General features: G+C 45.1%; 28 protein-coding genes and 1 tRNA gene. 16 read left to right on the forward strand and 13 right to left on the reverse strand.

Annotation, left to right across the window (positions count from 1 at the left end):
* Positions 1-199: 199 nt before the first annotated feature.
* Positions 200-1282, reverse strand: a complete 1083-nt coding sequence (locus QUA88_RS26345; RefSeq protein ID WP_333274682.1) for an ATP-dependent 6-phosphofructokinase — start codon at positions 1280-1282, stop codon at positions 200-202.
* 310 nt (positions 1283-1592) lie between these two features.
* Positions 1593-1835, reverse strand: a complete 243-nt coding sequence (locus tag QUA88_RS26350; protein ID WP_333052315.1) for a hypothetical protein — start codon at positions 1833-1835, stop codon at positions 1593-1595.
* A gap of 137 nt (positions 1836-1972) precedes the next feature.
* Between QUA88_RS26350 and QUA88_RS26355 the strand changes: the two genes are divergently transcribed.
* Positions 1973-2479: a hypothetical protein gene (locus QUA88_RS26355; protein ID WP_333212447.1), complete on the forward strand. Its 507-nt coding sequence runs from the start codon at positions 1973-1975 to the stop codon at positions 2477-2479.
* Positions 2480-3031: 552 nt separating this feature from the next.
* Positions 3032-3850 carry an FkbM family methyltransferase gene (locus tag QUA88_RS26360; RefSeq protein ID WP_333052320.1) on the forward strand — a complete coding sequence of 273 codons (819 nt, stop codon included), beginning with the start codon at positions 3032-3034 and terminating at the stop codon, positions 3848-3850.
* A 188-nt stretch (positions 3851-4038) separates the two neighbouring features.
* Here the strand turns inward: QUA88_RS26360 and ygfZ are convergent, their stop codons facing one another.
* The 3 genes from ygfZ to QUA88_RS26375 all read right to left on the reverse strand — a co-directional run bounded on the left by ygfZ (position 4039) and on the right by QUA88_RS26375 (position 5840).
* A complete protein-coding gene (gene ygfZ, locus QUA88_RS26365) occupies positions 4039-5094 on the reverse strand; it encodes a CAF17-like 4Fe-4S cluster assembly/insertion protein YgfZ (protein ID WP_333274656.1) in 1056 nt (351 codons plus the stop codon).
* Between the two features lie 98 nt (positions 5095-5192).
* A complete protein-coding gene (locus QUA88_RS26370) occupies positions 5193-5576 on the reverse strand; it encodes a hypothetical protein (RefSeq protein ID WP_333052324.1) in 384 nt (127 codons plus the stop codon).
* Positions 5577-5768: 192 nt separating this feature from the next.
* Positions 5769-5840: transfer RNA gene (locus QUA88_RS26375), tRNA-Val, on the reverse strand.
* A 72-nt stretch (positions 5841-5912) separates the two neighbouring features.
* On the opposite strand from QUA88_RS26375, the gene QUA88_RS26380 reads away from it, so the two are divergent.
* Positions 5913-6503 (forward strand): metal-binding protein, encoded by a 591-nt coding sequence (locus QUA88_RS26380; RefSeq protein WP_333052326.1) that lies wholly within the window; start codon positions 5913-5915, stop codon positions 6501-6503.
* 6 nt (positions 6504-6509) lie between these two features.
* Entirely contained in the window at positions 6510-7337 is an 828-nt protein-coding gene (gene mazG / locus QUA88_RS26385; protein WP_333212442.1) for a nucleoside triphosphate pyrophosphohydrolase, read from the forward strand.
* A 123-nt stretch (positions 7338-7460) separates the two neighbouring features.
* Here mazG and QUA88_RS26390 read toward each other — a convergent pair whose 3' ends face one another.
* On the reverse strand, positions 7461-7862 hold the full coding sequence (locus QUA88_RS26390; protein WP_172192721.1) for a helix-turn-helix domain-containing protein: 402 nt from the start codon (positions 7860-7862) through the stop codon (positions 7461-7463).
* 180 nt (positions 7863-8042) lie between these two features.
* On the opposite strand from QUA88_RS26390, the gene QUA88_RS26395 reads away from it, so the two are divergent.
* On the forward strand, positions 8043-8426 hold the full coding sequence (locus tag QUA88_RS26395) for a hypothetical protein (RefSeq protein WP_333233222.1): 384 nt from the start codon (positions 8043-8045) through the stop codon (positions 8424-8426).
* A gap of 127 nt (positions 8427-8553) precedes the next feature.
* Here the strand turns inward: QUA88_RS26395 and QUA88_RS26400 are convergent, their stop codons facing one another.
* Positions 8554-9039, reverse strand: coding sequence for an allophycocyanin subunit alpha-B (locus QUA88_RS26400; protein WP_293336342.1), 486 nt, complete (start codon positions 9037-9039; stop codon positions 8554-8556).
* Between the two features lie 205 nt (positions 9040-9244).
* Here QUA88_RS26400 and QUA88_RS26405 point away from each other — a divergent pair, with 205 nt between their 5' ends.
* The 6 genes from QUA88_RS26405 to QUA88_RS26430 all read left to right on the forward strand — a co-directional run bounded on the left by QUA88_RS26405 (position 9245) and on the right by QUA88_RS26430 (position 12632).
* Complete coding sequence (locus QUA88_RS26405; protein WP_333274661.1) at positions 9245-9370, forward strand: hypothetical protein; 126 nt, start codon at positions 9245-9247, stop codon at positions 9368-9370.
* Positions 9371-9511: 141 nt separating this feature from the next.
* Positions 9512-10924: a 23S rRNA (uracil(1939)-C(5))-methyltransferase RlmD gene (gene rlmD, locus QUA88_RS26410; RefSeq protein WP_333274664.1), complete on the forward strand. Its 1413-nt coding sequence runs from the start codon at positions 9512-9514 to the stop codon at positions 10922-10924.
* 378 nt (positions 10925-11302) lie between these two features.
* Positions 11303-11512, forward strand: a complete 210-nt coding sequence (locus tag QUA88_RS26415; RefSeq protein ID WP_333274666.1) for an addiction module protein — start codon at positions 11303-11305, stop codon at positions 11510-11512.
* Positions 11509-11817 (forward strand): type II toxin-antitoxin system RelE/ParE family toxin, encoded by a 309-nt coding sequence (locus tag QUA88_RS26420; RefSeq protein ID WP_242720111.1) that lies wholly within the window; start codon positions 11509-11511, stop codon positions 11815-11817. Before QUA88_RS26415 ends, QUA88_RS26420 begins: the two co-directional genes overlap by 4 nt.
* A gap of 14 nt (positions 11818-11831) precedes the next feature.
* Positions 11832-12167 (forward strand): XisI protein, encoded by a 336-nt coding sequence (locus QUA88_RS26425; protein ID WP_333052345.1) that lies wholly within the window; start codon positions 11832-11834, stop codon positions 12165-12167.
* 150 nt (positions 12168-12317) lie between these two features.
* Complete coding sequence (locus QUA88_RS26430; RefSeq protein WP_106331699.1) at positions 12318-12632, forward strand: DUF433 domain-containing protein; 315 nt, start codon at positions 12318-12320, stop codon at positions 12630-12632.
* A gap of 13 nt (positions 12633-12645) precedes the next feature.
* Here QUA88_RS26430 and QUA88_RS26435 read toward each other — a convergent pair whose 3' ends face one another.
* Both QUA88_RS26435 and QUA88_RS26440 read right to left on the reverse strand, forming a co-directional pair.
* Entirely contained in the window at positions 12646-12807 is a 162-nt protein-coding gene (locus tag QUA88_RS26435) for a hypothetical protein (RefSeq protein ID WP_333052348.1), read from the reverse strand.
* 113 nt (positions 12808-12920) lie between these two features.
* Complete coding sequence (locus QUA88_RS26440) at positions 12921-13274, reverse strand: DUF433 domain-containing protein (protein ID WP_333052351.1); 354 nt, start codon at positions 13272-13274, stop codon at positions 12921-12923.
* A gap of 318 nt (positions 13275-13592) precedes the next feature.
* Between QUA88_RS26440 and QUA88_RS26445 the strand changes: the two genes are divergently transcribed.
* The 4 genes from QUA88_RS26445 (at position 13593) to QUA88_RS26460 (ending at position 17862) form a co-directional block, all read left to right on the forward strand.
* A complete protein-coding gene (locus QUA88_RS26445; RefSeq protein ID WP_333274671.1) occupies positions 13593-14708 on the forward strand; it encodes an SPFH domain-containing protein in 1116 nt (371 codons plus the stop codon).
* 669 nt (positions 14709-15377) lie between these two features.
* Positions 15378-15695: a YkvA family protein gene (locus tag QUA88_RS26450; RefSeq protein ID WP_333052356.1), complete on the forward strand. Its 318-nt coding sequence runs from the start codon at positions 15378-15380 to the stop codon at positions 15693-15695.
* 145 nt (positions 15696-15840) lie between these two features.
* Positions 15841-16881, forward strand: a complete 1041-nt coding sequence (lpxD, locus tag QUA88_RS26455) for a UDP-3-O-(3-hydroxymyristoyl)glucosamine N-acyltransferase (protein ID WP_333052358.1) — start codon at positions 15841-15843, stop codon at positions 16879-16881.
* Between the two features lie 120 nt (positions 16882-17001).
* The gene (locus QUA88_RS26460) at positions 17002-17862 is read left to right on the forward strand and encodes a CPBP family glutamic-type intramembrane protease (protein WP_333052361.1); all 861 of its coding nucleotides are present in this window, start codon (positions 17002-17004) and stop codon (positions 17860-17862) included.
* Between the two features lie 422 nt (positions 17863-18284).
* On the opposite strand, the gene QUA88_RS26465 is transcribed toward QUA88_RS26460, so the two are convergent.
* From QUA88_RS26465 to QUA88_RS26480, 4 genes are all read right to left on the reverse strand, one after another.
* Complete coding sequence (locus tag QUA88_RS26465) at positions 18285-18743, reverse strand: hypothetical protein (RefSeq protein WP_333052364.1); 459 nt, start codon at positions 18741-18743, stop codon at positions 18285-18287.
* Between the two features lie 54 nt (positions 18744-18797).
* Positions 18798-19160 (reverse strand): hypothetical protein, encoded by a 363-nt coding sequence (locus QUA88_RS26470; protein ID WP_333052366.1) that lies wholly within the window; start codon positions 19158-19160, stop codon positions 18798-18800.
* Positions 19161-19244: 84 nt separating this feature from the next.
* Positions 19245-19583, reverse strand: coding sequence for a hypothetical protein (locus QUA88_RS26475; protein WP_333233226.1), 339 nt, complete (start codon positions 19581-19583; stop codon positions 19245-19247).
* A 173-nt stretch (positions 19584-19756) separates the two neighbouring features.
* Complete coding sequence (locus QUA88_RS26480; RefSeq protein WP_333274676.1) at positions 19757-20266, reverse strand: hypothetical protein; 510 nt, start codon at positions 20264-20266, stop codon at positions 19757-19759.
* A 928-nt stretch (positions 20267-21194) separates the two neighbouring features.
* Here QUA88_RS26480 and QUA88_RS26485 point away from each other — a divergent pair.
* Positions 21195-23177 (forward strand): NB-ARC domain-containing protein, encoded by a 1983-nt coding sequence (locus tag QUA88_RS26485; RefSeq protein ID WP_333274679.1) that lies wholly within the window; start codon positions 21195-21197, stop codon positions 23175-23177.
* Positions 23178-23376 lie beyond the last annotated feature (199 nt).

Genomic DNA, 23376 nt, shown 5'->3' on the forward strand with positions numbered 1-23376 from the left:
GATTTTCGATTTTCGATTTTGGATTGATTCCACGGATAAATCACGTGGCGGATACCACATGAAGAAATTCTTGGTCATCACCTTGGTTTTTTTACGACCATACACTAGCTTAAAACCCTCAGTCTCGGTTAAAAAAGCCGGTTTCTTGGTTCTGAGTGCGTCCCCGACTAAATCTTTGAGAAATCGGAGGGGTAATTGTTTAGTCCCCTAGACAAATCCCTAAACCGCGGGCCGTTTTAACCAGAGTACCATCGAAGTCTACAGGTCTGTATTTGGCGATCGCATCTTCCAGAGGAACGCTCACAACTTCCCGCTTTTGCCAAGATACCATGCAGTCGTATTTCTCTTCGGCAATTAAATCAACTGCTGCGACGCCAAAAGCAGAAGCAATTAACCTTTCTAGCGATGAAGGAGTTCCTCCGCGTTGAATATGCCCCAAAACAGTGACGCGAGTTTCTGCACCGCTGCAGTCAGAAATTGTATCAGCTAAATACTGACCAATTCCGCCTAATCGACTTTGACCTAAGCGATTTGTTTGCATTACTAACTCGCCTTCTTCAGTGCGAACTGCCTCCGCTACTATAATTAAACAGTAGTTTTTTCCCCGGTCTTGGCGTTCTTGGATTTGGGCACAGATTTTGGAAATTGTGTAAGGGATTTCTGGAATCAAAATTATATCAGCTCCTCCAGAAATTCCGGCACTGATCGCAATATGTCCCGCGTCGCGTCCCATGACTTCGACAATCATGACGCGACTGTGACTTGCGGCAGTAAAATGCAAGCGATCGAGTGCTTCAGTGGCAATATTTACCGCAGTATCAAAACCGATAGAACGCTCGGTAATTCCAACATCATTATCAATAGTTTTAGGAATCGCAACTAAATTCAAATTACCTTGTTGAGCAATCTTCCTGAGAATGGCAAGACTACCGTCGCCACCAATCCCAATTAAAGCATCCAAACCTAATTGATGATAGCCTTCGATAATGTCGTCAGAACGATCGCGTAGAGTCCCATCCGGCATGGGGAAAGCAAAAGGATCGCCCTTATTTGTCGTGCCTAGCATCGTACCGCCAATGGTGAGCCACGAGTCTACTTTCTCAATATCCAAGGGAATTGCTTGAGGGGGACGACTCATCAATCCGTTGGTGGCTTGACGAATCCCCATCACTTTCCAATTGTAAGTTCCCGTTGCGCGGTAGACAACGGCTCGAATAACTGCATTTAAGCCTGCACAGTCACCTCCGCTGGTGAGGATACCGATACATTTTTGTTCTCCCATAATTGCCCGACTTTTGTTCATCAGAACATGAGTTGATATTTTTAGATCCCGATCGTCCAATCCTGATTTTTGACGTAAATAGGTAGGCGAAAATAAACTTTACTCTGTAACAGAATGTAAAGCTATCATAACTTTTGTGATTGCTTTGATAAGATATCGCTCCTTTGGGGAGCGTTTCACTCGTTTTTGACTACTTATGTATTTTCAAGCTTCATCGACCTAATTGAGTGCCTCATCTCTGAAGCATTCCACAAGTTCGATCGCCAACTAAGTAGCATCGCCAATCACCGTCTCCAACAAAACATCAATTTTACTTGGGATTGAGGCGTTTAGAAACTTGGTTAATTATACCGCTGAGAATAGCACCACCCATAAGAATTCCCAGGGCGGGATTAAATACGGGCTGCCAGAGACTGTACCACAAATCAAAACCGAGATTCACCCCGGTCGATCGACCCGCTACTGCGATCACAAACCACCCAAAAATGGCAAAGACGAAAAACACATCAGCTACTAAAATCAAGTTGAGAAAGTTAAGAAATTTATCTTTCATTGTCGAGGGTTCCTTTTGAGTGTATATGTGTCAAGTTTTGGCAAGCGGTTGGTAGTCGAGCGGATTGATAGCTGCAACTGGCGATCGAATAAAGATAAAATATCATTCAATTGTTTTCGCGCACAGGCTGTCAAAATATGGTTCGCTATACACTTCCTCAAAGCCCCGAAATTATTTTAACTGTCAAGGGGAAAGATTCAGCCAAAGCCCGGGAAGAAGCGATGGATCGGCTGATGGATCTCATGGATGAGGGCAAGCTGCCTACGGAACTCATGGAGGGATTTGGGCCCAAACAGTTTGTTGAAGTTAAGGATATCGAAGATGCTGCGTCTGACGGCGAGGATGCGATTACTGAAGCCGTCCAGATTTTGAGCAATTTGGCAAGTCTCAAATTGAAAGTGATGGAATCCCGCGAAGAAGCACTAAAAATCCGGGCTGCGATCGACATTTTGTTTACAGATGAGGCTGTGACTGCCGAAGAAATCGCCAGCCTCAAAGACGGTTTCAAGGTTCTCAAAAACTTCGCTCAAGCTAACGTTCGCTATCGAGATGCTAGGAGTAAAGCCGAGTCAGCCCGTGCAATTCTCGACGAAGCTTTGCAATCTGTCGAACCGGAAAACAAGGCGCACAAATCCGCGAAATAGTAGCAGGTTACATGGAAACTCACATCTTGCACCATTCTCAAGAACAGGCCGTCCAGCTTGTTCCACAAGAAAATTTACTATAGCAATCCCAAATCATTTGTGTAATTATTGTAGGGGCAAACCCCCCGTGGTTGCCCCATGAGGCAGGGTAGGCAGTCTTAGCACTACCCCTACATCTTTTTACTCCTGCAAGGATTGCTATATATATATTGTGGAACAGGCCGAAAAGCCTGTTCCTAAAAAGCTGATTGACAATGGTGCAACATCTGAGTTAAAACCTATTTCTGTCATTACGATCCGAAACGAAGAAATAGCAAACCTCGGCGATTGCTTCGTTTCTTTATTCAAACATACAATATTCGGACATACAATAACTCGGCTGCAAGACATACTACAGCGGATTCCAGGTTTATAAAGTACACCCCAGAAACCGGGTTTCTTCTGGATTTCTCGCCAAAAACCGGTTTTATTCAAGAAACCCGGTTTCTCTGTACTTCACTTACCTGGAAAGTGCTGTATTAACTTTATCCACATTGAAATCTGGAAAAAATTGTGAACCAACAACAAACAGGAATTCTCAGAAACTCGATGTCAGGCAGCTTGCTGCTGGCTAAAGACTTAGGTTTTCAACCAAGAACTGTGATTGATGTCGGTGCCGCCTTGGGAACTTTTAATCTTTACGAAACTTTCCCCGATGCGCGACATTTGCTAATTGAGCCAATCGCCGAAAATGAACCTTATCTGGCCAAAATTTGCCGCAAACTCAAAAGTGCAGAATACATTATTGCAGCAGCTACCAAAGAATCGGGAGTTTTCACCCTCAACGTCAGTCCCGGTATGGTGCATTCTTCACTTTCTGAAAATCTCGTTACTGACAGCAGCAATCCTTATGTGAGAAACATACCAGCCATTACCTTGGATGGAATATGCAGGGAAAGAAACTTGCCAGGCCCGTATTTAATTAAAGTTGATGTAGACGGACAGGAATTAGATGTTTTAGCAGGAGCAACTGAGATTTTGCAGCAAACTGAATATGTAATTGTAGAAGTTACATTGTTCGGTCAGATGTATGATGTAATGAGTTTTATGAACTCCCAAGGATTCGCAGCTTATGATATTGTTGATTTGTCCTATCGCCCGATTGATAAGGCGTTGTGGCAAGTTGATATGGCTTTTGTTAAAGAATCGGGTCAATTTAGAAGAGAGAAAGGTTTCGCGACAGGAGAGCAGGATCTCGAAGCACTTAACTCGCATCTCAAAGCTTATCGGGAAAGTTTCATCAAACACATTGACACTCATTACAGCGACCCAGTAGAGCCGGAACCGCAGGTCAATCAAGCTGTTTTGGGCGAAGATTATGTCATAATTTAATCAGCTATTGTGCATTTAAACTGCATACTTGGGGCAGCGTCGGAGCAACGTCCCACAAGAGTTTGATTATTTGTTGACCTGCAATTTAAATACTGATCTAGCTTATGATGTCCAGTAGAATACCCCCTATAGGTTCGTAGTGAGGAATTCAATCTATGAGGAATAAAGTCCTCACTACAAACCCAAGCTTACAAACTTAAAAAAGGCAGGTTTACTACTTCCCCGGTCATTTCTCCTACCTGCACTTTCAGCCCTTCGCCCCCCGCTTTTGTGCGGATGTAAGCCAGACCAAAAAAGCCAGATTCAGTTTCCGTAAAACTGGTGAGTTTGCCGACTTTTTCTTCTCCGATTGTGACTGCTGTTCCGGGTTCAACAGCACCGCTCAACTGCACGCCCCAAAGTTCTTGTTTGACTCCTTTGTAGGTGTTCAACCGGGCAATTGTTTCTTGACCGATGTAGCAACCTTTGTCATAGGTAATCGTGTGTAAAAGGCGGGCTTCTAAGGGGTTGTAATCATCTGTGAGTTCAAAATCGGGGGCGGGGCGTCCTTGTTCGATTCGCAGTTGTTCCCAAACTCGATCGCCCATCGGTACGGCCCCAGCTTTGACTAATTCCTGCCACAAGTTGGCGGCATCGCAAGCTTGGGCAATTAACGTGTATCCGGGAGTTGCTAAACCGCTACCCACAGCCACTCGAACCCCCCCTTGGTAAGGGGGGGTTTTTATCAATTTGTGAGTAGCGTAAGGTTGATTTTCGAGTTCGGTAACTCCGATTTTTTCTAGTAGTTGAGTGCTTTCCGGGCCGAAGAAACTGAAAGCAACTGTTGTATCGGTTAAATCTGTTAACTCGACGCGATCCATTGGGAAAATATAGCGATCGAGCAATTCCAGCAGTTGGCGGCGGCGGTTGGCTGAGACTAGCAGCAGTACGGCATCTTCTGTCGCGTAAGCGGTGGCGAGGTCGATCGTCCGGGCGGTGGATGTGACGAAAACTGTGTCACAACCTTGACCGGGTTTGAGTATATTAAAGTTATTGGTACTTTGATTGTGCAAGAACCGCAGTCGATCGCTGTCTGAGATTTGAATGCGTCCCCAGTGAGTGCGATCGTACAAAGCTACACCTTGTTTCGTTGCTGTGATCGCTTCTGCGTCGTTACCAAAACTGACTGGGACAATTTCTTTGGTTGTTAACTCTGCAAAAGTAGCACCGGTGGCTGCTTGAATGTCGTGCAATTGCTGAATCATAAGATTTTGTTGACTGTTAACTGTTGACTGATAACTGATGACTGTTGACTGTTGACTATTAACTACTACTTTCCTGTCAACTGACAACTGACAACTGACTATTTGTCCAAATTAGCGAATATTTCTTGGATTAATTGGCTGGCTTTAGCATCAAGACGATTCCAATCTACATCGCCAGTCTCACCATCAATCAAGCTAGTATCAATTACAACTTCTTGGCTTTGGATTTGACTGTGGGCGGGCTGGTAGTTGACAAAGCAGACTCGATAGCAAAGTTCCCAAATATCGACACATCTTTGCTCGCCTTGAAGCTCTAAAAGTAGTTGATAGCCAGGAATGGGAATCTGGACTTCTTGATAAGTACCCGTCCAAACTGACTCCTCTAATTGTTTGCGGATGTTGTCGATCACTCGGATCATCGCTGGCTGCATGAGCAGTTCAGCTTGCTGCCACGCGATCGGGCTAGTTATTTTAGGCTTCATATACAAGGTTCTAAAAAAGAAAATCAATAAATTAATTTTCTAGCATTGGGTGCCAACTTTTGAGACATCCGCCCCAGAATGTTAAATTTAGTTGTCACCCAATTCAACAGTCAACCCCCAAGAGCAACAGCAACAGCCGTTCTCGGCTTGACGGCTAAAAACGGCTGAAACTTTTGATATTGAGTTATCGGATGGGTAATGTAGGATTTGAACCTACGGCATCCTGCGTGTAAAGCAGGCGCTCTACCACTGAGCTAATCACCCAATTGCACTCACAAGGATTTATCATATCACAGTAACTCAGAAAGATCAAGTAAAAAAAATCCTAAACTTTAAATGCCCTCTGGCCGCACCCACGATCAAATAACCATGTGGAGTTTGCCCTTGGTGGCAGCCCTCACCTTTGGCCAGACGAGCAGCAGCAACCTGACTTTGCTCGTTTCCGGCAGTTTCTTATTCGGCGGGCTGATGTTTGGCCCCGACTTGGATATCTACTCCTGCCAGTATCAGCGCTGGGGATGGTTCAAACCAATTTGGCTCCCGTACCAAAAAAGCCTGCGCCACCGCTCTTTTTTGTCCCACGGCCCTCTGATCGGCACTGCTTTGCGAATCCTGTACCTCGCTATCTGGATCGCGGTTCTCGGAGTGTTGGGATTGGCAATTGCCGAAAAAGTCGGAAACTTCGGCTGGAATTGGCAGGATGTGGTTTTGAGTTACGGGCGATCGATCTGGGAACACCACATCGAAATTTTAGCCGTTTACATCGGTCTAGAATTGGGCGCTATGAGCCACTATCTGAGCGATTGGGGCGGCTCGGCTTACAAAAGATTAAAAAAGAAAGGATTGAGCGGGTTGCGGCCTCCTGGGACAATTAAGAGGCGCAAACGCCAACCTACCCGCCGCACTTCCAGCAAATCTAAAAGGTAAATTCCGATGTCTAATTCCCACAATCGATCGCTCACAGCACTCGAAGAACTTATAGAAGTTGTAGCTAAATTGCGATCGCCCGACGGCGGATGTCCTTGGGATTTAGCTCAAACTCCCCAAACTCTAATTCCTCACATAATCGAAGAAGCTTATGAAACCGCCGATGCGATTCGCAAAGGAGATAAAGATGCGATCGTCGAAGAATTGGGCGACTTACTGTTACAGGTAATTCTGCAAGCTCAAATTGCCAGCGAATCCAATCAGTTTACCTTCGCCGAAATAGCTGCGGGCATTACAGAAAAACTAATTCGGCGACATCCCCACGTCTTTGGCGATGTCGAAATCAACAGCGTCGATGAAGTCAACGAAAACTGGGAAAAAATCAAAGCAGCAGAAAAAGGCACAACATCGGAAAAGCCGCCAACTTTAGCCTCGAAAATGAGCCGTTATGCCAGCACTTTGCCGCCAATAGCCGCCGGGATGAAAATCTCCCAAAAAGCTGCGGAAGTGAGTTTTGATTGGGACAGTGTAGACGGCGTTTGGGATAAATTTCACGAAGAAATGGCAGAATTTGAGCACGCTCTCAAACACGAGGATCAGGCAGCGCAGCAGTCAGAATTGGGAGATATTATGTTTGTGTTGATTCAATTAGCTCGCTGGTACGATTTAGATCCGTCGGCTGCTTTGCAAGGAACAAACGATCGTTTCGTGCAGCGGTTTGCGAAGGTAGAGGCTGCGTGCGATCGACCTTTGTCAGATTATGCCCCAGAAGAGTTAGAATCTCTGTGGCAGCAAGCTAAAGCTTTAATTGCTAAACAAAAGGGCGATGCGTAATATCAAATCCGTGGGTATCAGAATGATTAATCTCTCTCTTCTCTAACTCTGCGCCCTCTGCGCCCTCTGCGGTTAAAAACTCCCAATCTAACTAATTTTCTTTAATCAGACATCAAAAATCAACTACTCGTAGAGCTTCGCGTCATTGTACGGCGGATGTTCGCACGCGATGTAAAGCGCATTTGTCGGTTCCAGGGCTTCCCCAGTCACCGGATCGATCGGCTTGAGGACAAAGCATAACAGAGAGAGCGATCGCCAATCCAAATTATCCAGCTTCCCACGTTCGTAACGGTTGACTGTTGCGGCACTGATACCCACATCTTTGGGTACGGGTTGATTTGTAGCTGTGAACAGCGCCTCTTCATATCCCTTGGTTTTGAACTCTGTTTCGCTGACAGACCAGCCTGTTGTCTGTCTTGCTGCTTTTAAAATCTTCCCCAAACGCATCCGCCCCGTTTCAGTGAAGCGAACGGGACGCAATTCCTGCTCTTTGTCTACCACAGCTTTGTTAGAGAGTCCTGACATTTTTCCCACCTACGTTAACTCTCAAACTAGCACAGCATCAATGATTGAGGGTTGCACGAGCAACATCTGAGCTGAAGAAGTTTAAATTAATTTCATTGCACTTGTGCAATAAGAGTCTGATATAGTAATATGTAATTGACTCTAAACCGAACTTGCCTCTCAACCCCTGAGTATACAGCCATGACACCACTGTTTCGCCGCATCCAACCCTCGAAAAAGCTCCGCATCACCGTCAGGTCGATCGCCCAACTGCTCAAAATCAGCCAAAATCAAATTAAGCGAGTCGAATCCTGGGCTTTCGTGGTTTTCGTGCACCGGCGGGACAGAGGCGGACAATTTCTCAGCTACCGGAAGCTGGAAGAATGGCAAAATGCGATCGCCCATCACATCCAAACCTGCCCCACTCTTGGAGAACTCTCGCAGCTCAAAACATCTATTCACTACGACAGCCGGAAATTCAAAAAACAATGTCTCCCAAAAACACTTGACTTTTTAAATCAAATGTGCATTGAAAGACAAGACATTCTCGAAATCTGGGAAAGCTCAAACTGCATTGCTTCCTAGCAGAAATTAGGCAGATTTCCTTGCCCAAAACAGAAGCGAAACATTTGCGAGCAATTGCGAGATCGAATCACCCCAAAAATCACCCGCGAATGCTCCGCCACATTCATGAAAGCGATCGCCAAAGCAATTAAGACATTGCCTGAGCAATATAATCAAAATAAGGAGCTGCTTCCTTAGCATCATCCTGATTGAGCAAAGCCAAAGAAGCTTCCTTCAAACAGCGGATAGCTTCGACCATGCCAGGAACAGGAACGCCCAGAGAATTATACATTTCCCGAACGCCAATCAAACCGATGCTTTCGATCGGCTCCTTGTCACCCGCCAAGATACCGTAGGTAATCAGGCGCAAGTACCAGCCGTAGTCGCGCAGACACAAAGCCCGTTCGCGTTGGCCGTAAGCATTGCCCCCAGGAGAGATAAAATCAGGTCGTTTTTTCCAGAGTTTTTTACTAGCTTCTTCAACAATTTTCTTCTCACTGTCAGACAGCGCAGTAGCAATACGCACCCGCTGTTCTCCGGTTTTAAAGAAATCATTGATACTTTGGAGTTCGCCGGTACTGGGATAACGAAGTTCGTCGTCGGCTTGGAGAATAAATTGGCTAACTACGCTCATTGTTATTCAAATTTGAGGATAACATTAATAAACATTCCCATCTTTTAGCGACGGGATTCTTGGTTCGCAGACTTGCCTTGCTCCTAACATTTATCAATCCTAGAAGTAGAGGGTAAATCTCCCCAAGCGTTATGCTTGATGTTCAAGCCAGTTTCCTTGTGTTCCAGGGTACTGCGGGAAAAACTCAAAAATTGCGAGTGAGAGTTTGGATGTCAGCAGACAGTTGGACTGTTTAACGAGTTTTTGCTACATCGCCCCAACAGCATATCGCACCGACGGGATCGAGGCAACTCGCGGCAAGCTCGACTCCCCGGTTGAAGCTTGGCTTTAGCAGCAAGACGTTCAGCAGCAGGAAGACAGCCTGCAATTGAGCTTGAGTGCGACGGCTTACGCCCCGCTTCTTCGCTACGACTTATCTCAGGAAAGAGAGAGCGATATTGCATTACCATATTAAATCCTACCACGACTACTTGTGACCAAATCTAAATTCCCCACCCCAAACTCGACGAAATTGGCAAACCCTTGCCAGCAAGGTCAACTGATTGAGATAGAGATTACCGACTTGACAGACACCGGCGACGGAGTTGGTCGTTTTGGTGAGTTAGTAGTGTTTGTGCCCGATACCGTGACGGGCGATCGAGTCCTTGTGCGCCTCGTCCAAGTCAAATCCACCTATGCTACAGGCAAGCTGGACACACTTCTCGAAACCTCCGAACACCGCATCCGAGCTAACTGCATTGTCGCCGACAAGTGCGGCGGCTGTCAGTGGCAGCACGTAGACTATCAATATCAGCTTGCAGCCAAGCAAAATCAAATCATTCAAGCCTTAGAAAGGATTGGCGGATTTAGCAATTTGCAAGTCGATGAAATTTTAACGGGAAAAATCGAGGGATTTCCCCAATTTTTGGGATACCGCAACAAAGCGACTTATCCCGTGGCAATATCTGCGACAGGTCAAGTTCAAGCGGGTTACTATCAAAAAAGCACGCACAAATTAGTCAATCTCAATCAGTGTCCGGTGCAAGACCCGCGCCTCAATCCTTTGTTAAAAGAAGTCAAAGAAGACATCCACTGGCGGGATTGGCAAGTTTACGACGAAAAGAAACATACAGGAGAATTGCGTCATTTGTCCTTGCGGATCGGACGGCGCACCGGCGAGATGCTGCTAACTTTAATAGTTCGCACTGGAGACTTGCCGGGACTCGAAGTGCAAGCATCCGAGTGGCTGAAACAATATCCTCAACTGGTAGGGGTTTGTTTGAATATAAATCCCGCTCAAACTAATGTGATTTTTGGAACTGAAACTCGCTGCATTGCGGGTCGTTCTTATCTGCGAGAAAGCTTTGCTGGGATGAATTTTCAGCTAAGAGCAGATACTTTTTTTCAGGTAAATACAGAGGCGGCTGAAGCGTTGTTAGAGGTGATGGTAGGGGAATTGAATTTGCAGGGAAATGAGGTTTTGATTGACGCTTACTGCGGAATTGGTACTTTTACTTTACCCTTGGCAAAACAAGTAAAAATAGCGATAGGTTTAGAAGTGCAACCGGCGGCGATCGAACAAGCCAAATTAAATGCTGAGTTAAATGACGTGAGAAATGTCGATTTTCAGGTGGGAACTGTAGAGAGTTTGCTGCCTTCCTTGGGATTGACACCGGATATTGTGCTGCTAGATCCGCCGAGGAAAGGGTGCGATCGCGCGGTTTTGGAAGCTATCAAGGAAATTAAACCAAATCGTATTGTTTATGTTAGCTGCAAGCCGGCTACTTTGGCTCGCGACCTGAAGATTTTGTGCGAAAATGGGGATTATAAGTTAGCGCGAGTGCAGCCGGCGGATTTCTTTCCTCAGACTTCTCATGTTGAGTGTGCGGCGTTTTTGGTGCGGTAGGTAGGTGGACATGATGGCATTTATGTATGTTCATCTTGTATCAAGAAAGAGGTAGATTGCGATTTATCATTGGGTGGGGGCGGGTTTATGAGATTGTCGATTACAGGCAATTATTGTTGGTGAACCCGCCCCTACAGCATCAAAAACACTTTTCAACCGAAGCTAACAGGCACGATATAAAAGGTTGATTCGCGATCGAATAATTGGCGATCGCGTAGGGGCGGGTTTTACCCACCATAACTGCCTCATACCAATAACCTAGTAAACCCGCCCCGACTTAGGCTATAATCAAACAAAATTGTACAATTTGCTTCCTTTTCAACTTAACTACTTAGCGATTTTAGTTTGGATACCATTATGCTATCAATTGAGCAACTGATGAAAGAAGCTTTATCTTTGCCAAATGCGTTGAGAGCGCAGTTAGCAGAGATGCTAGTTGAGAGTCTTGAATTTGATATAGACGGAACAGTTCAAAAGTTGTGGACTGTGGAAGCTAAGCAGCGTCGCGACGAAATCCGAAGCGGTATGGTTGAGCCAATTCCAGGAGAAGAAGCGTTAGCTCAGATTAGGCAGATTATAGCACAATGAGGTACGTTTTTCACCCGGCAGCATTAACTGAATATGCTCAAGCTGTCCAATTTTATACAGAGCGTCGAGTTGAATTAGCGCAAGCTTTTATTAATGCCGTTGAAGATGCTATCTTCCGTCTTGTCGAATCTCCAACTCGTTCGCCGATAGTTGATGAAGATATTCGCCGTTGCCTAACGCGAAAGTTTCCTTATGGAATTCTCTACACCATAGAGGATGATTTTATTTTAATTGTGGCAGTAATGCACTGCAATCGAGAACCAGGATACTGGAAAGAGCGAGTTACAGAGAAACCACCAGATTAAGAGGTGATTGTGGAATGGATCGATTAGCTAAATATCGGCAAATTGTTCGCACTTTCCTGATGGAATATAGCAAGACTAAACCTATCAATGGCGACAGTGAAATCCAGGTATTGTTTGACACCGAACATGACCATTATCAGATAGTAGATTTAGGTTGGGACGGTCACAATCGGATTTATAGTTGCCCGATCCACTTAGATATTAGAGATGGGAAAGTCTGGATTCAACGCAATCAAACCGATGAACTGATTGCTGAGGAGTTAGTGCTGATGGGTGTGGCGCGGGAGGATATTGTTTTGGGGCTTCAGCCTCCCTATGCAAGGCAGTTTACGAGCTATGGTGTCGCTTAGGCTGTGGCGATCGCACTTATAATGTCTTGTCACAAGGGCGATCGCTTTTAGGGAATGAAAGGGCGATCGCTTTGTTTAATTATTTTCATTTTTGTTGACTGTTATAATACTATTTATGCTAAGCTCCTGTAGAGATAGATCCAAAAAGCAATGACATCAGCTTTAATTTATCCTCATATCGAGAAAGTAGCGGGTCAACCCGCACGGTTGCAGCGGATACCCCGCGTGCGGGTTGCTCAGATTGTGATGGATTATCTAGCTTACGGTTGGTCAGTGGAAGAAATGTGCCGCCAGCATCCTTATTTGATGCAGTCGGAGGCTCATGCAGCAATGGCTTATTACTTTGACTTTCAAGCTGAAATTGAGCAGGAGATTCGGACGGAATGGGAGCAGGTACAACAGGAAAAATCTCTGCTTTCGCCTTCACCATTTTTCGTGAGAATGCGAGCTAAGGGGTTGTTGTAAGTGGCATTGGAACTCATTGCTTTAGCATCAGAATCCGATGAATGGATGAATGCTGTTGAGTACATTCCTTTTTAGGGCGATCGCTTTTTGGGAATGAAAGGGCGATCGCATTTGCTACCTCTACTTCATCAGGCTCGTTGTAAAGCAAGAAATAGAATAATGTGGTAAATAACATGAATAATATATAGTGAGTTCTGAATTTGCGACATCTGCTAATTTTGGCTTGCTCCCAGCGTAAACGGTCGGATGCTGATCCCGTAACGACGTAAACCGCGCGCAATATTAGAGTCAATATGTTCGTCTAAATGAAAACGAATTTGCTGACTCACCTCTAATTGCCCTCAATTTTTCTTGTAACGGAGATGGTAAACTATTACGCTTTAATTCTTTCACAATAGCTCGACTTTCAGCAGTGTGACGATCGATTTCTTCTCGACGATCGTAATAATAGGTCATTGCAGCATGAACTGAGGCAAGTGGTAAGTCATACTTGCCGGCAATTTCTTCTATAGAAATTCCCATTTTCAGATACATTTCGGCGATGTGTGCTACAGCAATTCGATGGCCAGCAATGCGTGGCTTACCGCCAAGTACCCCAGGCGTAATTTCGATATGTTCTGTGATGACGGATTCCTTAGACATTATAGTTAAAGGCTATTAATTGGTAATTTTTAAGCTCTTTAATATTAGCACAAATAGTCACAGTTACAGGAAATAGTAGGGTGCGTTAGACATTAATTCTTTCGATTTCAACAAGTTTTTCGGATCTGACGCACCCTACGAACAGTATTTCGATCGCCCTCACCATCAAGTAGATGCAAACTAGATCCAGTCCGGCCTGAATCGGGGGGAGTCCAGAAGTATAGAATAGAGGTTGCGGAACCGGCACACCGCCCGATCGCTCGCCCCCAGCAATTTGTTACCCTAAAAATAGAATCTCCCCTCCCTCAACTCCCTCCCATGAACAACGCTTCTCCCCTGATTCAAACCGTGACTCCAGAACGCTGGGCCGGGTTTAGTATGGACTTTATAGGGGCGGGTTACACGGGTTTGTTGGTCAAAAACGGCCGCGCCGTGCGTACCCTGAAATCCGGGCGGCATTTCAGCTTCGCCCTTCCCCTGCTGGAACAGTGTCAAATTGTCATCGTAGACACCAAACTCCGCAATTTGGATGTACAGTCGCACGGAGATTTTTTGTCTAAGGATCGATTTTTAATTGATGCTACTCTGACTGTTATTTATCAAGTTATAGATCCGAAACGGGTAGCTTTGGAATTGTCCGATCCTCTAGCTGTTTTAGCAAGTGCAGTTAAGGATTGTATGGGATTAGCGATCGGGCAAATACCCCTACAACAGCTTATCAGTCAAGGACGGCTGTTGCTGCGACAAAATTTGCTCGATCGCGTCCAAGATTTTTATACTCTAGGTTTTAACTTAGAAGACGTGCGAATTGGCGATGTCAGCTTTCCCGAAACAAACGGAGTTATTCGCCAAGTTGAGGGCATGAGTGCCCGACAGGAAGCAGAAAATGCCGCCGCCCTGCAAATGAGAATTGCCGAAGCAGGCCGGCCCATTGTTCCTCAATCTCCCGTACAGCAGTTAAACTTAATTTCAGGTAATTCTCCTGCGAGTCTTCCAGCTTCCGACACAGCAGCAGGGTTCGATCGCGATTTACAACAACTGACAGAACAACTTGCTCAAAACAGCCTCCCTGCGGGGAGAAATCCTCCCCAACTTGCACCCACGGTACTCGCAAGCAGCGATCGCAAAACAACCGCATATTTAATCTACAAACTTTCTGGAGAAGCGATCGCCCTAACGGCCAATCCCTTTACAATTGGACGCGAACCAACCAACACTTTAGTATTACAAGATCCGCAAAGTTCGCGCTATCACGCTCAAATCCGCCGGGCCACTGACGAACTTGGCAAACAGCGGTATCAGCTTGTCGATAGCGGCAGTTCCAACGGCACTTTTGTAGGGGGGCAGAGGCTGGCTGCTAACGAGCCTTTTTGGCTGCCAAATGGCTGCGAAATTGCGATCGGCGACCAAAAATGGATATTTCAAAATTCGTGAGTGAGAGAGATGAAGATGTTTTTAAACAGCAGATAAACACAAATGAATCCCATCAGCGTTTATCTGTGTTTATCTGTGTTTATCTGCTGACATCTGCGGTTAAAAATCCCAATTTGAGTAACTTGCTTTAATCACGATATACAACTAATATCATGTCCGGTCGATTACCATGATTGCTGTAGGGGCGGGTTCACCAATAATATTTGCCAAAAACCGACAATCTCAAAAACCCGCCCCGGCCTGTGTATTATGCGCGATCGATCGGACATGATATAATAGATGAAGATGCTTTTAAACAGCAGATAAACACAGATAAATTCCATCGGCTTTTATCAGTCAGGTTTCTGTAGGGGCGTTGTCACGAGTCCCCGCCCTTCCCACACAGCTTGACCGAAAGCATCCAGGATACAAGCCCCCGCATTCATCCGTCCAGAAATAAAAAACCTGTATCCGATAAAGGAGCCCCCGAATTTATCTCGCGCAAGTCAATGCTTCAATTCTAAAATCTAAAATCTAAAATCTAAAATCTAAAATCGATTGACACCTTCTCCCGCCCCAATTCCCTATACTCCCAGGTAGAAGTCTCTTGCCAACCCTAGGGGGGATATCTCCACAAGCATTTCGAGCGAGAATTTGTCAAGATTGAAAATATAAGTAGAGGACAACCCCATGAGCTTTTCTATACAATCTGTTTACAACTGGTATCGCGACACCCTCCGCAACCCCAAGTACCGCTGGTGGATTATTCTGGGAACCCTGGCATATCTGGTAAGCCCGATCGACATAGCCCCAGACTTTCTCCCCGTCATCGGACAAATTGACGACGTGGCAATTGCAGTCTTGCTGATTTCCGAAGTGTCGCAAATGGCGATCGACTACTTTAAATCCCGCCAAACAGAGACAGCTTCAGCATCCGAAGCCACCGGTGCCCCTTATTCTGAAGCCAAAGGCAGCACCGTTGACGTAGATGCAGTTTCTGTAAAATAATTTTTCCAAAAATAATCGATCGCTACAACCCCGACTTCTTCAAGAAACCGGGGTTTTTGTTTTTTAAATGGCAACTGCTCAGATCGTGCTCCAAAGCTGGTAATTTTAACTATGATCCATCTGTGCTAACAACAAATTTTTATAGATGAAGTTTAGCTACATAGTACGAAGACTTAATTTAGCCACCAGTCGCACCCTCACAGCGTCGGTTGCTACCGATCCGGAAATTACTGGCCCTGCCCCAGTTGATGAAGCTCCATCGGGTACAATCAGTTATATAGAAGGTGCTAAATTTGCCGTTCATACAGCCACTACAAATGCTTCGGCTTTAATTTTACCCTTAGATGAAAGCCTCCAAGCTCAATGTGACGATCGCAACATTGCTTGGATTGCCGCGGCAGATCCGCGATTGTTATTTGCTGAAACGATCGCCATTTTCTATCAACCGTTTCGCCCAGCATCCGAAATTCATCCCTCAGCCGTCGTTCACCCCTCAGCAGAAATTGGTGAAAATGTCTATATCGGCCCCCACGTCGTTATTCAAGCAAAAGTCAAAATTGGCAGCAACGTTTGCATTCATCCAAATGTTGTAATTTACCCAGATGCGGAAATAGGCGCAGGCACTGTTTTACACGCTAATTGTGTCATTCACGAACGTACTCGCATCGGGGCAAATTGCGTGATTCACAGCGGTGCGGCGATCGGTTCCGAAGGTTTTGGGTTCGTGCCGACAGCCACAGGATGGGTGAAAATGGAGCAGTCTGGCTGCACTGTATTAGAAGAGGGCGTTGAGGTTGGCTGCAACAGCACGATCGATAGGCCCGCTGTCGGAGAAACCCGCATCGGCCAAAATACAAAAATCGACAATTTAGTACAGGTAGGTCATGGCTGTCAAGTCGGGAAAAATTGCGCGTTTGCCGCTCACGTTGGCATGGCTGGCGGAGTAAAAATTGGCAACAATGTAATTTTGGCAGGTCAAGTAGGAATTGCTAATCAAGCCAAAATCGGAGATGGGGCGATCGCCACTGCTAAAGCCGGAATTCACAGCGACGTGCCCGCAGGTGCGATCGTGACGGGTGTTCCAGCAATTCCCCACAAACTATTTCTGAAAGCCGCAGCCGTCTACAACCGCTTGCCGGAAATGTACCAATCTTTGAGGCAAATTCAGCGCAAGCTCGATCGGTAGTCAATTGGCAGTTGGCAGTAGTCAGTTGGCAGTTGGCAGTAGTCATTAGTCATTAGTCATTAGTCATTAGTTAACAGTTAACAGTCAACAGCCAACAGTATTATAGTTGCAACCTATTAAATGTGGAATAGTATAAACAACCTGCAATTGATGTCGCCGTCAATACCAGCAATTGTCAAAATAATCTTCTTTTTCTCGACTTGGATGGTTGTGTGGCTTCCCGCAGCGATTGTGCTGGCGATCGCCCTTAAATGGCATCCGCCCCAACCCTTGGGAAACAAAAAACTACCTTTACTAGCTTCCCTCTACGTGATTGTCCCCTTCATTTTATGGGCGACAAGTTGGATCGAAAATACATCTTTTGTTAACTGGGGTTGGGATTGGCAACCCGCAACTTTGATGTCATTAATGCGGGGATTAGGATTAGGAATAATCAGCTTAGTAATTTTATTCGGCCTGCAATTAACCGCAGGCTGGATCGAGCTAAAAAAAAGCGAAACTTCCACCGAAACAGGCGAAAAAATTAATTTGTGGACTTTAATTTTTACCCCTGCTAGTCTGCTGACTCTGTTATTAGCACTGTGGATTAGCGCCACAGAAGAGTTAATCTTTCGCGGCTGCTTGCAAACAATCCTCCAGCAAGATTACTCAATGCTAATCGCAGCAGCGATCGCCAGTTTCATTTTCGCGATCGCCCACCTAATTTGGGCAGCCAAAGAAACTCTACCGCAACTGCCCGGATTGTGGCTGATGGGGATGGTTTTAACACTAGCCCGCATCGCCGACAATGGCAGTCTAGGATTGGCGATCGGCATTCACGCAGCTTGGATTTGGGGTATAACTACCGTAGATACAGAAGGCGCAATTAAACCTACTTCTACCGTACCAGAATGGATTACAGGAATAGCAGCAAAACCCCTAGCCGGTGCAGCCGGAATTCTGCTACTGCTAGCAACAGCAGCCGTAGTTTTGTTAATTTAAATAAGACTTACCCTAAAAAATCCGGTTTCTTATAAAAGATTGGCTCTCCTGGATTTGTGGTAGAAATGATAGTATAGCAATCCTAAATCCTGTGTGAATTTCTTACTCTCTCCCCTTACCAAGGGGAGGGTTGGGGTGGGGTTAAAAAATTTATGACTCCTGCAAGGATTGCTATATAAGCGTCTTCCTCATCCGGGATATGGGGCCCGCACCACGAGCATTTTTATTTTGCTGAGCACCATAAACTCAGGAGATTTGGATTATGAGATCAATTCCGGTTGCACTCCTCATAATAGTTGACTGTTGACTGTTAACTGTTAACTCTGGATCGCAAAACTCAATGATGCTTGAGTGTTGAATGTTGACTCGATTTTACGCCCGACGATCAAGCGCGGATTTGATATGATATCTACTCTCTTGAATCAAATATTCAAAGGACGCGATGGCGGTGGTGGCATTGGCGGTTTAGCGATCGCCAGAGACTTAGAATAGCGAGCCTCTAAAACACCAGTTCTAAACTGAGCCACTTTTTCTCCCTTCCTGTGAAATACTATCACATTAACCCGACTACTGTAAATAGTGAGATAGCGCTGTTTGACAATGAAGGCAAGAATAATAAAGACAACACCGATAAAAATACTGAGAGTCGGAATTCCTACCCAAAACAGCCACCAAGTACAACCCTCTCCTGTTTCAATCGCTCTAACATCCTCAATCGGAATAAACACCTCTTTTGTTTCTAATCCAAAAAAAGATTCCGAGCTGATTTGTAACATTTCGCCGGCCAATTTAACCGTAATTGTGCCATTACTTTGAACTGGGACAATCCCCACAATTTGACCAGGTGTACCGCTGATTTGGATGAGTTGATTAGATTTCATATTTATTGTCTATTGGCGGTTCGGAAAAGCTATTAGATCGCCTCCTTTTAGGATTTAGCACGTCCGAAAAATTGTATAACAACAACCTCGACCTATTTGTTGACTCAAACTTGCTCTACCTATCGCCACAAGTACCACTAAAACCTCCTGCGTATAATAGGAAAGCTGATGCCCATAGCTGTAAGGTAAATCTAACTTTCTGGCAACAGGTTTTAAGACATCTGCTGCTTCATCTTTATTAACTTGATGTCCCTTGAGTTGATTGTACAAATACTCCACTACTTCACAAGTAATGTTTTTTGTAAATACGATTGTAGGTCTTTGAGCCTTAATCACATCTACTCGATAGTTTGAGCCTTCACGGTAGACGAGGTGGCAGTTGCGTAATCTAACCTCTCCAATCAATTCGCTCTCCATCTGTTCCTCCTATTTGATTCTCTAAGCAATTAGCAGCGATCTATCTTGGGCAATTTACAAATAAAATTGCTCATCTTATATTTACTAAGACCCAAACTCTTCTCCAAGTCTCCGCCTCAAATCTCCAGATATGGGTAATTGGCGGATTTCTTTGCAAATTGCAGCAGGAGATTCTCCATTTTGAATGCGCTGCCTGTAAATTCCAATTAACAGCGCTTCAAGACCGTACTTAGATAACATTTCTGTCGCTAAACCGATGATGCCCAGCAAAGCAATGCCACCGAACATTCCTGCTGGCCCACCTAACATTGCCAAAGCCGTCGTAATCGCGGCCGCTCCTGCAAAACCTGTAGTTGCCATCACAATTATAAGTAAAATTACAGGCAATCCTAGTCCAGCAGCTTTCCTAACAAACTCGTCCATAATGTCGCTCCTAGTCTGTATATAGAGGAATTAAAAATCAGAGATTTTTGTTTTTTTGCCTTAACTTCCCTTTAACAAAAGCCTTCAATGAAACAAGCCCAAAAATTTATTTACTCATTTCATGAATTTTTACTAATTTATTGAAGTATTTGGTAGGTGTTTAAGTTTGGTCTCTAGTCTCTTACCTCCTTCCACTCCAAAAACTTGATAGACAAATCATTGTTACTACGATCGCCTAGTTGAAGAGCATTATCCATAATTCTCCTGAATTCATAACCCTGATTGGGGGTTAATACACCGCCAAGCCCAACAGTCAAAAATTCGACTACAGCTCCGTCTCGTTTATCGATAAATTGGACGCTGATAGACTGAACTTTAGCCGTCTTACTTTGCTTGTTGGTCAACCGCCCTACAAGAAATCGCTGAGTTCCTGTATTTTCCATCGCTAATCCAGTTAACTCCAGTCCATTCACAAGCTGAACCCTAAAAGGGTCTGGCTTCCGCGGGTTTTCAGGTGGTTTGGGAAATCGACAAAGCCGATCGAGAGATTCATACTGTTTTCTTTCAGAATTCAACTGAAAACACCCCGGATATTCTTGGGCGATCGCCCTCGGAAACAGATTGAAAACAGACAGAAGCGCGATCGTCGGTAAAGCGGTTATCAACTTGACCCACCTAAACATGGCCTTTTACTCTCCGATCAGCAACGATACTCGTCAGTTGTTTTAGTCCAGCAGTTTTCACAGGTAAATCTGGTTTCGACCTCTACTGATTAACCAGGGTCAAACCCAAAAATTATGCAAAGCTGAGGGGGAAACTGTATTCAGGTTCGCTGAACTCAGAAAGCTCTCCGGCTGCGCCGACTTTCTGAAACATCCACCGCACCTAACTGAGATTAATGTATCAAGGATAGTTCTAAATTGTCAAGCTAATGCTCAGAAAAATCTCATTAAGTGAGCTATTTCCATCAAAAGTCGATTTCAAAAGGCTCTAGCCCCACTAATGGCAGGGCGGTTTCTCCGAAAAACCAGGATTTTGTAGGGGCGGTGCCCCCGTGCCCGCCCTGCCCCGTGCCCGCCCTGCCCCGTGCCCGCCCTGCCCCCGTGCCCGCCCTGCCCCCGTGCCCGCCCTGGCCCGTGCCCGCCCTGGCCCAGACAGGATAAATTGGTCATTTCAGCGATCGGGGCAACCACGGGGGGTTTGCCCCTACAGGAGAATGAAACAGCCCTGCCTCTAAGGGCAACTGAAACAAGCTCTAAACCTCTACCAATCAAGTATCCCGATCGAGCAACGGCTCCAAATTTCAGCCGATCGCCCCTCAATTATTCTGTTTCCCATCTCCTTTACCTAGTGATAAATGAGAAAAAAGCCCATATAATCAAGTTACAGCCCAGAAGCCTCTGTTTGCGCCACCCCTCATTTCTTCTGTTGTATATCTCGTTTATCTCGTGATAAGTGAGAAAAAAGCCCATATAATCAAGTTACAGCCCAGAAACCTCTGTTTCCACTGCCAAAATTCCTGTGTTCGCTTATTTCGCGCGATCGCCCCGTCCTTTCCCAGCTATCTTTGAGTAGAACCGCCCGCTTTGTAATACCTGTATTCAACGTAGTATGAAACTTCCCGAAGATTTTTTAATAACTTTAGCCACTAAAGTTGGCATTTCCGCAAACGAATTTGAAGTCTTATCAAGAGCAATCAAAGGCGAATCCATGTCTGATATTTCAGACCAGCTTCGCGTTCGCAAAGATGCCTTACAAAAACGCCTGGGAGAAGTGTATAAAAAATTTGAAGTTCAGGGTGCCGGGCCGGGAAAATTAGCCAAACTCCAGCAAATTCTCGTAACTGAATACCAGAAACAAGTTGCCAATAACCGTCACGATGCTACAACCGACCGCGAAGTTTATCCAACCTTAGACAGTAACCGCTTCCAAGACACAACTATCCCTCAATTCTCACCGCGTATTGATTGGGGAGAAGTCCCAGCTAAAGAACCTTTTTACGGACGCAATTCCGAAATAGAAACTCTCCAAAAATGGATAGTAACAAACCGTTGTCGAGTAGTCACAATTTGTGGCATGGGAGGGATTGGCAAAACAGCATTAGCTACCCAAACTCTACAACAAATTCAAGGGGAATTTCAAACCATAATCTGGCGAAATATCGCCACCTCTGGTTCCCTTGAAAAACTCTTGCCAGAGCTCTTGCAATTCCTATCTCATCATTCAGAAATCGACCTTCCAAAACCCAGCAACTCACTCATCTCCCAATTAATAGAATATTTGCGTTTAACCCGCTGTTTATTAGTCTTCGATGAAGTCGAAACTATCCTCGAAAGCGGACAGCTACCAGGACACTACCGCTCCGGGTACGAAAGTTACCGGGAACTCTTCCAACAAATAGCACAAACCCCTCACCAAAGTTGCCTGCTTCTCATCAGTTGGACTCACCCTATAGAACTCGATATTTTAGCAGAAGAAACCTTACATTGTCGAGCTTTAGAACTGAGGGAGTTACCAGAAAAGGATGCCAAACAAATCATTTTATCCGCCCCCCAAGTTTCTACTTCAGAGAGTAATTTACTATCAGAACTCATTTACCTATATGGCGGCAATCCCCTCCTTTTAAAAATAGCTGTCACTCACGCTCAAGATATGTTAGCGGGCAATTTAGCACAACTCGTCAAAAAAACTCCGTCGGTTATTGAGGGCATTGTCCGAGATTATTTCCAAGAGCAATTTCAGGATTTTCATGAATTAGAAGTAAAAGTATTGTCTTGTTTGGCGATCAATAAACCCGCCACCCTTAGCGAGTTGCAATCTAGTCTACTATTTGCTGAAGACTTATCAGAATTGAAACTGGCTGTAGAAATTCTAATTGAGCGATCGCTCCTGCAAGCCCTCACCGAGTCCGGGGAAGAACGCCTGACAGTCAGCCCGCAGGCTAGGCGATTTGTCACCCATCAATTAATTGCTAAATACCTGAATCAAATTGGTTACAAGAAATACTTAGAGAGTGAGTTACAGACGGCAAAATGTTATTTAACACAAACCATTCGCTACAATCCAGAACTGCCAGCAGCTAACTACAATTTAGGGTCAACCTACGAAAAACTAGAAGATTTGCCCAACGCTCGCCAGCACTACAAAAAAGCAGCAGAATATAAAAACAGTCGCGCTGCCGGTGCTGCTGTCAATAATTTAGCTCGATTGGAAATTCTCAGCGAAAATTTTGACGTAGCGGTAGAACTAATTCTCTCCATTTTGCCACAAGTTAATGACAAAATGGTGCAAGTCACGCTCCACAAAAATCTGGGATGGGCTTATCTAGGACTGCAACTTTACAGTGACGCCGAGACTCACCTAAAAAAAGCAATTGAATTAGATAAATTCTATACTGTAGCACACTGCTTGCTAGCACAAGTTCTCGAAGCAAAAGGGGATACAACAGCAGCTCTTTCTTGCTGGCAAAAATGCCTGACTTGCTCGACACAAGGCCAACAACAAGAAGGTGTGGCGTGGAAACTTCCCGAATTAAGTATTTGGAAGAGTTTTGCCCGCGAGAGGCTCAGTGCTTCGGGCCGAGAACCTAATTAATTAAATTTTAATTAAATTACAGTAGGGTGCGTCAGTAGTTCTCAGTTTTTCGCTCCTACTTCACCATTTAAATAGCTGACGCACCTACTGAAAGCTCGCTAGCAATTAAAGTTATTTAGGATCGCAAATTAAATAACTTACAATTTTAATTGTTATTGTGGGATGGGCGTCCCGCCCGTCCTTTTTGGACGGGCGGGAC

It is taken from the genome of Microcoleus sp. D3_18_C2 (assembly GCF_036702395.1).
Lineage (GTDB): Bacteria > Cyanobacteriota > Cyanobacteriia > Cyanobacteriales > Microcoleaceae > Microcoleus.

Bases quoted from the DNA above. Each gene is read 5' to 3' on its own strand.
- QUA88_RS26415 (WP_333274666.1), top strand. From the start codon at position 11,303: ATGAAAGAAGCTTTATCTTTGCCAAATGCGTTGAGAGCGCAGTTAGCA.
- QUA88_RS26440 (WP_333052351.1), bottom strand. From the start codon at position 13,274: ATGTCTAAGGAATCCGTCATCACAGAACATATCGAAATTACGCCTGGG.
- QUA88_RS26435 (WP_333052348.1), bottom strand. From the start codon at position 12,807: ATGTTATTTACCACATTATTCTATTTCTTGCTTTACAACGAGCCTGAT.
- QUA88_RS26450 (WP_333052356.1), top strand. From the start codon at position 15,378: ATGAGCTTTTCTATACAATCTGTTTACAACTGGTATCGCGACACCCTC.
- QUA88_RS26460 (WP_333052361.1), top strand. From the start codon at position 17,002: ATGTGGAATAGTATAAACAACCTGCAATTGATGTCGCCGTCAATACCA.
- QUA88_RS26395 (WP_333233222.1), top strand. From the start codon at position 8,043: ATGACACCACTGTTTCGCCGCATCCAACCCTCGAAAAAGCTCCGCATC.
- ygfZ (WP_333274656.1), bottom strand. From the start codon at position 5,094: ATGATTCAGCAATTGCACGACATTCAAGCAGCCACCGGTGCTACTTTT.
- mazG (WP_333212442.1), top strand. From the start codon at position 6,510: ATGTCTAATTCCCACAATCGATCGCTCACAGCACTCGAAGAACTTATA.
- QUA88_RS26465 (WP_333052364.1), bottom strand. From the start codon at position 18,743: ATGAAATCTAATCAACTCATCCAAATCAGCGGTACACCTGGTCAAATT.
- QUA88_RS26480 (WP_333274676.1), bottom strand. From the start codon at position 20,266: ATGTTTAGGTGGGTCAAGTTGATAACCGCTTTACCGACGATCGCGCTT.
- QUA88_RS26345 (WP_333274682.1), bottom strand. From the start codon at position 1,282: ATGGGAGAACAAAAATGTATCGGTATCCTCACCAGCGGAGGTGACTGT.
- QUA88_RS26350 (WP_333052315.1), bottom strand. From the start codon at position 1,835: ATGAAAGATAAATTTCTTAACTTTCTCAACTTGATTTTAGTAGCTGAT.
- QUA88_RS26445 (WP_333274671.1), top strand. From the start codon at position 13,593: ATGAACAACGCTTCTCCCCTGATTCAAACCGTGACTCCAGAACGCTGG.
- QUA88_RS26400 (WP_293336342.1), bottom strand. From the start codon at position 9,039: ATGAGCGTAGTTAGCCAATTTATTCTCCAAGCCGACGACGAACTTCGT.
- QUA88_RS26425 (WP_333052345.1), top strand. From the start codon at position 11,832: ATGGATCGATTAGCTAAATATCGGCAAATTGTTCGCACTTTCCTGATG.
- lpxD (WP_333052358.1), top strand. From the start codon at position 15,841: ATGAAGTTTAGCTACATAGTACGAAGACTTAATTTAGCCACCAGTCGC.
- QUA88_RS26390 (WP_172192721.1), bottom strand. From the start codon at position 7,862: ATGTCAGGACTCTCTAACAAAGCTGTGGTAGACAAAGAGCAGGAATTG.
- QUA88_RS26370 (WP_333052324.1), bottom strand. From the start codon at position 5,576: ATGAAGCCTAAAATAACTAGCCCGATCGCGTGGCAGCAAGCTGAACTG.
- QUA88_RS26380 (WP_333052326.1), top strand. From the start codon at position 5,913: ATGCCCTCTGGCCGCACCCACGATCAAATAACCATGTGGAGTTTGCCC.
- QUA88_RS26475 (WP_333233226.1), bottom strand. From the start codon at position 19,583: ATGGACGAGTTTGTTAGGAAAGCTGCTGGACTAGGATTGCCTGTAATT.
- QUA88_RS26355 (WP_333212447.1), top strand. From the start codon at position 1,973: ATGGTTCGCTATACACTTCCTCAAAGCCCCGAAATTATTTTAACTGTC.
- QUA88_RS26420 (WP_242720111.1), top strand. From the start codon at position 11,509: ATGAGGTACGTTTTTCACCCGGCAGCATTAACTGAATATGCTCAAGCT.
- QUA88_RS26430 (WP_106331699.1), top strand. From the start codon at position 12,318: ATGACATCAGCTTTAATTTATCCTCATATCGAGAAAGTAGCGGGTCAA.
- QUA88_RS26485 (WP_333274679.1), top strand. From the start codon at position 21,195: ATGAAACTTCCCGAAGATTTTTTAATAACTTTAGCCACTAAAGTTGGC.
- QUA88_RS26470 (WP_333052366.1), bottom strand. From the start codon at position 19,160: ATGGAGAGCGAATTGATTGGAGAGGTTAGATTACGCAACTGCCACCTC.